A 9,385-nucleotide genomic window follows, 5' to 3' on the forward strand; every position below is an offset into this window, starting at 1 on the left:
TGCAACAGCGCCAACGAAAACTCCGGATCCTCCGTCGCAAACAACCGACCGGCGAAACCCGGAAACGACGGAAAACAAATCGACCCCAAAATCCCGCCGGCGTTCATATCCTTGACCCGCTCATCGACCTGCCAACAACCCGGCCGAATCTCATCGAGACCCTGCGGCTCTAACCCGTACTCCTCCTTCGGCCGCCCGGCGACCGCATTGAGCGCCACATTCGGAATCACCACATCGCGGAACTGCCAGGTATCTGACCCATCCGGGTTGTGCACCAACCGCGGCGCCTCATCCAAATACTTCCTCGACAAATGATTCTTGAACATATCCGGCGGCTCGACCACATGGTCATCCACGCTGATCAGGATCATGTCGTCTTTATTCATAAACTCGACTCCTCGCTCACTTGGCATCAACGTACGGCCGCGAGGCGTGACGATGTCGCGATTCGAATCATCTGTAGCGTCAATTTCGTTGCGGCGCCGAGACTTGCGATTCACGCGGGATGGCGAGCCCAGTACGACGTCACGAGCTAGGCTTTGGTTTCGTGGCCTGGGGGGGACTCGAGCGGCTGCACGCGGAGATACGAGCGCGCGCAGCGTTGGCCGACGGCGGGACGGCGGCCGTCGGCGCTCGGCCCGACCATCGGTTGCGCTGGTTCGGGCTGCGCTTCGCCAGCCACGAGACCGAGCGCCAGTACCGCAAGTGGCGTATCGCGACGGCGACACCGTTCGCACGCGTCGGCTACATCGGGTCGATCCCGAGCTGGTGCCTGTTGCTCGTCGCCGTCATCGTTCTCGACGCCGGCGCTGTGGGCAAGGCGGTCCCGCCGATCGTCGGCTGGGTCGTACTGCTCATCGTGCTCACCGCGTTGACGCTCCCAGAGGCGTTGCGTCCGTCGGTGATGCCGCTCGCGGCGCTCGCCAACTGTCTGGCCGGATTCCTGATCGTCTGGCTGTTGTCCGACGTACTGGTGACCTCGGAGGGGACGGCGTGGCGGGTCGCCGCCATGACCGGCGGCATGCTGATCGTGATGTTCTTCGGCTTCGCGATCTTTCGGGTGCCCCCGATACTCGCGGTGGCCGGGGTGACGCCGTACGTCGCGTTCGCCTCCTATCGCCTTCATGACAGTTACGACGCCGGCCAGCTCAGCGCCGTCGAGGCGGGCGGACTAGGCGCGATCCAGTGGATCGCCTACCTGGGCTGCCTACTGGTCTGCATCGTCATCGAGATCGTGTCGCGTCGTTCGTCCTGCAAAGACCAGATCATCGGGGCGCAGCAGCGCGACCTGCAGCGTAGCGCCGAGACGATCCGGCGTTACGTACCAGCCGCGGTCGCCAAGTACATCGTCGCCGGCGACACCGCGGGCATCGGGGAGCCCTCGCGGCGACGGGTCACAGTCCTGTTCATCGACCTCGTCGGCTTCACGATGTTGGCCGACCGGGTCGAGGCGGAGGTGCTGACGCTCATCGTCAACGACTACATGTCGGCGATGAGCGAGATCGTCGACGACTTCGGCGGAACCGTCAGTGAATTCGGCGGCGACGGGTTCATGGCGATGTTCGGCGCGCCCGACGAGATGGACCCGGAGGAGCAGGCCGTCCGCGCCGTCCGTGCCGCCCAGGCGATGCAGGCCCGACTGCCGTCCTTGGAGGAGACCTGGCAGAAACTCGGTGCGACAGAACCGCTGAAAATGCGCGCCGGCATCAACAGCGGCGTGCTGAGCGTGGGCAGCTTCGGCTCGAACGGCCGAATGATCTACACGGCCATCGGACTGCAGGCCAATATTGCGGCGCGACTCCAAACCAAGTGCGAGCCCGGTGGGATCCTGCTCAGCGATGCGACCTGGCACCTGGTCAAGGACAGGATCTGTTGTGAGCCGCAGGGAGAGGTCGAGTGCAAGGGCGTGCACTACCCCGTGCGGGTGCACGTGCCGATTGCCGAATGAGCCGCGGCTAGCAGCAGCGCGGGTTGGGGTTGGACTCGGTCGCGTCGTGCCGCATCCGCCAATACTCCCGCTCCGACATCACCGGTTCGCCGGGATGCGTACGCCTGCGATGCTCGACGTAGCGCCGGTAATGGTTGTCACCCATCAAGGTTGCCGAGTACCAACTCAATTTGCCGAAGTACCAACCGATCTGGCGTGCGACTTCGGTAGCGCGTCCCATTGCTTCTGCACCTCCCGTTCCGGCGTGGTGGGGATGAGGCCCGATGGCGCGAAGATCCGCGACGGCACCGGTTCGTCCTCGGTCAACGGTCGGGCCGTTCCGCGAAGTGATTTGAGTACCACGACGACTCCAGCAACGAACACGATGACGACGACGGAGGCGAACACGATCGACAATGTCCCCTGAATGAACGTGTTGCGGACGATCTTGTCGACGTCTGTCGGCGTCTTGGCGCTCAGGCACAGCTTGCCCGCCGCCTGCGCCGCTTCGCAGATGCTGTGTTGCTTCCAGTAGCCGACCTTCGGGTCGGCGGAGAAAATCTTCTGCCACGATGCGGTCAAGGTGACGACGAGATCCCAGAACAACGGAAGTGCCGGTATCCACGCCCATTTCACGAGCCCGCGCTTGACGACCACGACGGTGACTACCGTCAGCGCGATTGCGGCCAGCAGTTGATTGGCGATGCCGAACAACGGGAACAGCGTGTTGATGCCGCCGAGCGGATCGGTGACGCCCATCAGCAGGATGCCGCCCCACGCGGCGACAACGATCACGCTGCAAATCCACGCGCCTACACGCCAACTCGGGTTCTGCAGCTTCTTCATCGGCCCGCCGAGATTGCCGAGACCGTCGGAGAGCATGAACCGCGCGACGCGTGTGCCCGCGTCGACGGTGGTGAGGATGAACAGGGCCTCGAACATGATCGCGAAGTGGTACCAGAACGCTTTGAGCGCTTGGCCACCGAACACCTGGTGCAAAACCTCTGACATGCCGAACGCGAGCGTCGGCGCACCGCCGGTGCGCGACACGATGCTGTTTTCGCCGACGGCCTCTGCCGCCTGGGTGATTTCGCCAGCGGTGATCGGATTGCCGGACAGGCCAAGGCCGTTGACGTAGTCAGCCGCCGTCTGCGCGGTGGTGCCGGTCTGCGCCGCGGGAGCATTCATCACGAAGTACAGATGTTGGTTGATGATAGCTGCGGTGATCAACGCCATGATCGCGACGAAAGACTCGGTCAGCATGCCACCGTAGCCGATCAACCTCATCTGGCTTTCCTTCTCCAGAAGCTTCGGCGTGGTGCCCGAGGAGATGAGTGCGTGGAAGCCGGACAGCGCCCCGCAAGCGATCGTGATGAACAGGAACGGGAACAGCGAACCGGCGAATACCGGGCCGGTGCCCTTCGTGGCGAACTGCGAGATCGCAGGCGCCTCCATGATCGGACGGGCCAACAGGATGCCAATTGCCAGCAGCGCGATGGTGCCGACCTTCATGAACGTCGACAAGTAGTCGCGAGGCGCCAGCAGCAACCACACGGGCAGCACCGACGCGCAGAACCCGTAGATGATGATGCACCACGACAAGGTCACCTTCGACAGCGTGAACCAGTCTGCACCCCAGGAGGTTTCGGCGACCCAGCCACCCGCGACGACTGCCAGCAGCAACAGCGCGACGCCGATCAGCGACACCTCGGAAACCCGACCTGGACGCAGGAACCGCAAGTAGATGCCCATGAAGATCGCGATGGGAATCGTCATCGCGATGGAGAAGACGCCCCACGGGCTTTCGGCGAGCGCGCCGACGACCACCAGCGCCAGCACCCCGAGCAGGATCACCATGATCACCAGCACGCCGATGATGGCCGCGGCGCCGCCGATGGCGCCGAGTTCGTCGCGCGCCATCTGGCCAAGGGAGCGGCCGCGTCGACGCACCGAAATCGACAACACCAGATAGTCCTGCACGCAACCGGCAAGCACTGCGCCGATGATGATCCAGATGGTGCCGGGCAGGTAGCCCATCTGCATCGCGAGTACAGGGCCGACAAGCGGTCCCGCGCCTGCGATCGCAGCAAAATGATGGCCGTAGAGCACCCGCCGGTCGGTCGGCATGTAGTCGGTGCCGTTTTCGAAAAGCTCAGCGGGGGTGGCGGTGTCGTCGCGCGGACGCACGATCTTCATTTCGATCAGCCGCGCATAGAAGCGGAAGCCGATCACGTAGGTGCAGATCGCGGCGATGACGAACCAAACCGCGTTCACGGTCTCGCCGCGGAAGAACGCGATGATCGCCCACGCGATCGCGCCGAGCAGCGCGATGACCCCGAAGATGATCTTGTGTTTGGTGGCGATCGGGGACCGGTCGATGATTGCTACCGGCGGCAGATCCTTTTCGGTGCGGATATAGGTGACGTCGCCGTCTTGCTCCTCGATGCGGTCCGATGGTGCGGCGGTGGGTGTTGCCACGGTCTCTCCCTGAAACATCGCTGTTCTACCCGGTTCAGTGATCCTTTCACCGCACGAAACGGTGTTGGGCCGATTCCCAGGTTTCACTTCGGTTATGACCCCCGTTCATACAGGGCGCGCACAGTCTCGACGGTGTCGGCCTCCGCCGGGCTCTTGTCGTCCCGATAGCGCAGAACGCGGGCGAATCGCAAAGCCATCCCACCCGGATAGCGCGACGAGCCCTGGACGCCGTCGAACGCGATCTCGACGACTTGCTCGGGTCGCACCTTGACGACGTAGCCGTCCGTTGGCCCGTCGGCCAACTCCGTGAAACGGGCGGTCTGCCACTCGAGCATCGCGTCGGTCATGCCCTTGAAAGTCTTTCCCAGCATGACGAATCCGCCCGTCGCGGGGTCGCGCGCGCCGAGATGAATGTTGGAAAGTTTGCCTGTGCGGCGGCCGGAACCCCACTCGACTGCGAGGACGACCAGATCGAGAGTGTGCACCGGCTTGACCTTGAGCCAGCCCGCGCCGCGCCGGCCCGCTTCATAGGGCGCGGTCAGCGACTTGGCCATCACCCCTTCGTGACCCGCGTCGAGGGTGACGTCGAGAAACCGTTGCGCGGCCTCGGCGTCGTCGGTGATCAACCGGTCCACCCGGTGGGCGGACGGCACGATGGCATCCAACGCGGCGATCCGGTCTGCGGCGGGCAGGTCCAGCAGATCCTCACCGTCGAGGTGCAGCAGGTCGAAGACGAACACCGACAACGGTTGTGTGTCTCTGGCCGCCGCGATGTCCACCGAGCGGCCGAACCGTGACGCGGTCACCTGGAATCGGTGCGGCCGGCCGTCAGGCCGCAGCGCGATGGCTTCGGCGTCGGCGATCAGGTCGGTGACGGGCAGTGCCAACGCCGCTTCGACGACCTCCGGTAGCCGTTCGGTGACGTCGTCGAGGCTGCGGGTGTAGATCGACACGGTGTTGCCTGCGCGATGGACCTGGACACGTGCACCGTCCAGCTTGGCCTCGAAAATGCCTGTGCCACCGAGGCGTTCGAGTGCTTCGCGAACACCGGTGGCGGTCTGGGCGAGCATCGGGCCGACGGGTTGACCGACTTTGAGGGTGAATTGGTCGAGCGCGGTTTCGTCGCCGGTGAGCGCGGCGGCGGCGACCGTGGGCAGGTCGCCGCCCAGCATGGCGGCTCGGCGTACGACGGGTGCGGCGATGCCGGCGGCCTTGGCCACCGCGTCGGCCATCACGCCGACCAGCGCGCCCTGGCGCAGTTCGCCGCCGAGCAGCCTGCGCAGGAAGGTCTGCTCGGATTCGGTGGCCGCGGCGAACAGTCCGGTGACCAGTTCGGCGCGACGCGCCTGCGAACCCTTGCCCGCGACCTGGCCGATCTCGCTGAACGCCGCGTCAACCTGCAGCACGGTCAGCGTGGGCCGGTCGGCCGCAGGCGGAAGCGAGCGCAACGCCGCCCAGCCGATCCCGATCTGGCGTTGCGGCAGCTCGCCGGACAGCCAGGACACAATGACCGCGACCTGCTTGGCGTCGTGCTCGGCGCCCGCCACGCGCAGCAGGTCGGCGATGCGGGCCATTTTGGCCAGCCGCGCGGAGGTCGCGCCGACTTCGGCCGACGCGGCGACAACGTCACTCAGCTGCACGGCCCCAGCCTGGCACGCCAACCTCGGCGCGAGCGACCGCGTTTGCACATGATTTTCCGGCGTGTCGACGTGCAGACGCGGTCGCTCGCGGTAGTCACCGCACCGCGAACTGCACCGAGTGCCACCCGCTGGCGCCGTCGGGAACCGGGTCGGCGATGTCGGGCGTCTGCACCGCGCCGGTGTTGTCGGTGGCGCGCACGGTGATGGTGTGCAGACCGGACTCGGTGGCCTGCCAGTTGAAGCTCCACAGCCGCCAGGTGTCGTTGGAGTACGAGGCGCCGAGGTCGGCGGGCTGCCAGGCGCCCTGCTTGTTCGGCCCGTCGATGCGGACCTCCACCGCGCGCACGCCGCGGTGCTGCGCCCACGCGATGCCGCCGAACGTCACGGGACCCTTGGCGACATCCTGCCCGCTGCGTGGCACATCGATCCGGGACTCCGTCTTGATCGGCCCCTTCGCCGACCACCCGTGCTGTGTCCAGAACGCCTCGGCCTTGTCGAACCGCGTCAGCTCCAAGTCGACCACCCACTTGGTCGCCGACACATAGCCGTACAGGCCGGGCACCACGAGCCGGGCCGGATAGCCGTGCTCGGTGGGCAGCGGCTGACCGTTCATCGCGACCGCCAGCAGTGCGTCACGCGTGTCGGTGAGCGCCTCGACCGGTGTGCCTGCGGTGAACCCGTCGACCGACGTCGACAGCACCATGTCGGCGTCCGGATGCACACCGGCCTCGGCCAGCAGGTCGCGCACCCGATATCCCGTCCACGCGGCGTTCGAAATGAGGTCGCCGCCAACGGGGTTCGACACACATGTCAGGGTTACCAGCTTCTCGACGACGTCGAACCGGTCGAGGTCCTCGAAGTGGAAGGTGATCTCGCGGTCCACCATGCCGTGAATCTTCAGTTGCCACTCGGAGCGAGCCAGCTGCGGCACCGTGAGCGCGGTGTCGATCCGGTAGAAATCCGCGTTGCTGGTGACAAACGACGGCAGCGCAACACCTTTGGGCTGCACTGTCGGCGGCACGGGCGGGGCGGCCACGTCGATGCGCGGCAGTGCGAACGAGTTGCGGTCACCGGACACCGACGACAGCATCCGCGTCAACACGACGCCTGCGACACCGCTGAGTGCACCGGCGCCCAGAAATCCCATCGTCACCAACGACAAGCGGCGACCGCGGTCGGGGGCGTCAGAGTCGCGGGAGTCGCGGGACTCCGATGCGTCGGTGAACCGTCCGGAGACGAGCAGGCGCAGCACCGCGACACCGCACACCGTGCCGATCACGGTGGGCACAATGTCTGCCGGCGTCGCGCCCGCGCGCGAAAGCACCGCCGCGCATCCGAGGATCCCGGCGATGACGATGGCGATGCTGCCCACCGGGACGCGCCGCGTCTCCCAACGTGCGGTCACCGCCGCGATGAGCGCGATGACGCCGAGGATCAGGACCGACAGGAAGAGTTTGTCGGCGGTGCCGAAGGTCTGAATCGTCCACTCTTTGACCGGACCCGGCGTCAGGTCGATGATCGCCGACCCGACCGAGGTGCGGGCGTCGGCCTGCGGGCCGACCGCCACCGCGATCAATTGGGTGACACCGAGCGCGACGGCAGCGGCCGCGATGCCGGCCATCATCCGCTTGTCGGCCGCAGGTTCGGACATAGCCAAAACCTACCTGCGCGGCGCGGCGGCAGACCTTACGAAGTCGTGACGGCGACGGTGCGCCCGAAAGCCTTACCGACTGCGCGATGAGCTAAGTTGCTTTACGGTTCGACCACCTTTTGGAAAGGCAGCTGAATGGAGATCGAGGGCAAGAAGGCCGTCATCGTCGGTGGGGCGTCCGGCTTCGGAAAGGCGACGGCCGAATTGTTGGCCAAGCGCGGCGCCAGCGTGGCGGTGCTGGATCGGCCGCAGTCGAAGGGCAGGGACGTCGCCGACTCCATCGGCGGTTCGTTCTTCGAGGTGGACGTCACCGACTTCGACGGTACGGAGACCGTGCTGCAGCAGGCGGTGGACGCACTCGGCGCCCTCCACATCATCGTGACCACCGCCGGTGGCGGTATCGGCGAGCGCACCGTCACGAAGGACGGACCGCACAGCCTGGAGTCCTTCCGCAGGACCGTCGACCTCAACCTGATCGGCACCTTCAACATCAGCCGGCTGGCGGCGTGGCAGATGAGCAAGCAGGACCTCGTCGACGACGAGCAGGAGGAGCGCGGCGTCATCATCAACACGGCGTCGATCGCCGCGTTCGAGGGCCAGATCGGGCAGGTCGCCTACACCGCGTCCAAGGCCGCGATCGCGGGCATGTGCCTGACCATGGCGCGCGATCTCGGCAGCCTCGGCATCCGGGCGCTCGCGATTGCGCCGAGCCTGTTCGCCACCGGACTGACCGAAGGGATCCCCGACGATTTCGCAACGGCGCTCACCAAGGACGCCGCGTTCCCCAAGCGGCTCGGCAAGCCGGAGGAGTACGCCAAGCTGGTCGCCGCGATCGTCGAGAACCCGATGCTCAACGGCCAGTGCCTCCGACTGGACGCGGGCCAACGTTTCGCTCCTAAGTAGGACAACCGCGCTACGCTGCCCAGGTGGCGACTGTTGCCGATCACATCATCTCAGCACTGTCGATCAGCGGCGTTCGCCGCGTATACGGGCTGCCGGGGGACAGCCTCAACGGGTTCACCGACGCGATCCGGCGATCCGGTGAAATCAGTTGGGAGCACGTACGTCACGAGGAGACGGCCGCATTCGCCGCCGCCGCCGACGCGGCGCTGAGCGGCGCGCTCGCAGTCTGCGCGGGCAGCTGCGGGCCCGGCAACCTGCATTTGATCAACGGGTTGTTCGACGCCCAGCGCAGCCGGGTTCCGGTGCTGGCCATCGCGGCTCACATCCCGCGCACCGAGATCGGCTCGGAGTACTTCCAGGAGACCCATCCGCAGGAGCTGTTCCGCGACTGCAGCGTCTACCGGGAACTCGTCAGCACCCCGGAGATGGCGCCGCGCGTTCTCGAGATGGCGATGCGCGCCGCGGTCGAGGAACGCGGTGTCGCCGTCGTCGTCATCCCCGGTGAGATCTTCCTGCAGCGCGCCGAGACGTCGGGATTCCTGACGCGGCCGGTCACGCCGACCAGGTCGGTGGTGCGTCCCGATGACGCGTCGCTGCGCCGAGCCGCCGACATCCTCAACGCCGCGGAGGCCGTCACGATCCTCGGCGGGGCGGGGGGCGGCGGGGGCGGCCGCCGGGTGGGGGGGGGGGGGGGGGGGGGGCGGGGGCCCGGCGGGGGGGGGGGGGGGGGGGGGGGGGGGGGGGGGGGGGGGGGGGGGGGGGGGGGGGGGGGGGGGGGGGGGGGGG

General features: G+C 66.6%; 7 protein-coding genes and 1 pseudogene. 3 read left to right on the forward strand and 5 right to left on the reverse strand.

Going from position 1 to position 9,385, the window contains the following annotated elements:
• Positions 1–386 (reverse strand): annotated as a pseudogene (locus A5724_RS25310) (amidohydrolase); the annotation flags it as partial.
• A gap of 161 nt (positions 387–547) precedes the next feature.
• Here A5724_RS25310 and A5724_RS25315 point away from each other — a divergent pair.
• Positions 548–1,948: an adenylate/guanylate cyclase domain-containing protein gene (locus A5724_RS25315; RefSeq protein ID WP_067808833.1), complete on the forward strand. Its 1,401-nt coding sequence runs from the start codon at positions 548–550 to the stop codon at positions 1,946–1,948.
• Positions 1,949–1,955: 7 nt separating this feature from the next.
• Here A5724_RS25315 and A5724_RS35230 read toward each other — a convergent pair whose 3' ends face one another.
• From A5724_RS35230 to A5724_RS25330, 4 genes are all read right to left on the reverse strand, one after another.
• Complete coding sequence (locus A5724_RS35230) at positions 1,956–2,093, reverse strand: YbdD/YjiX family protein (protein WP_369830666.1); 138 nt, start codon at positions 2,091–2,093, stop codon at positions 1,956–1,958.
• Between the two features lie 20 nt (positions 2,094–2,113).
• The gene (locus A5724_RS25320; protein ID WP_067808841.1) at positions 2,114–4,405 is read right to left on the reverse strand and encodes a carbon starvation CstA family protein; all 2,292 of its coding nucleotides are present in this window, start codon (positions 4,403–4,405) and stop codon (positions 2,114–2,116) included.
• Positions 4,406–4,497: 92 nt separating this feature from the next.
• Positions 4,498–6,045, reverse strand: coding sequence for an ATP-dependent DNA ligase (locus tag A5724_RS25325; protein WP_067808835.1), 1,548 nt, complete (start codon positions 6,043–6,045; stop codon positions 4,498–4,500).
• Between the two features lie 94 nt (positions 6,046–6,139).
• Positions 6,140–7,696, reverse strand: a complete 1,557-nt coding sequence (locus A5724_RS25330; RefSeq protein WP_067808837.1) for a molybdopterin-dependent oxidoreductase — start codon at positions 7,694–7,696, stop codon at positions 6,140–6,142.
• 135 nt (positions 7,697–7,831) lie between these two features.
• Between A5724_RS25330 and A5724_RS25335 the strand changes: the two genes are divergently transcribed.
• Complete coding sequence (locus tag A5724_RS25335; protein WP_067808839.1) at positions 7,832–8,599, forward strand: SDR family NAD(P)-dependent oxidoreductase; 768 nt, start codon at positions 7,832–7,834, stop codon at positions 8,597–8,599.
• Between the two features lie 23 nt (positions 8,600–8,622).
• Positions 8,623–9,385 (forward strand): thiamine pyrophosphate-binding protein (locus tag A5724_RS25340; RefSeq protein ID WP_255397302.1); only part of this gene is annotated, 763 nt, incomplete at its 3' end.

The sequence above is a fragment of the Mycobacterium sp. ACS1612 genome (assembly GCF_001667505.1).
Lineage (GTDB): Bacteria > Actinomycetota > Actinomycetes > Mycobacteriales > Mycobacteriaceae > Mycobacterium.

Excerpts from the sequence above, each read along its gene's own strand:
- A5724_RS35230 (WP_369830666.1), bottom strand. The coding sequence starts at position 2,093 with ATGGGTGACAACCATTACCGGCGCTACGTCGAGCATCGCAGGCGTACG.
- A5724_RS25330 (WP_067808837.1), bottom strand. The coding sequence starts at position 7,696 with ATGTCCGAACCTGCGGCCGACAAGCGGATGATGGCCGGCATCGCGGCC.
- A5724_RS25335 (WP_067808839.1), top strand. The coding sequence starts at position 7,832 with ATGGAGATCGAGGGCAAGAAGGCCGTCATCGTCGGTGGGGCGTCCGGC.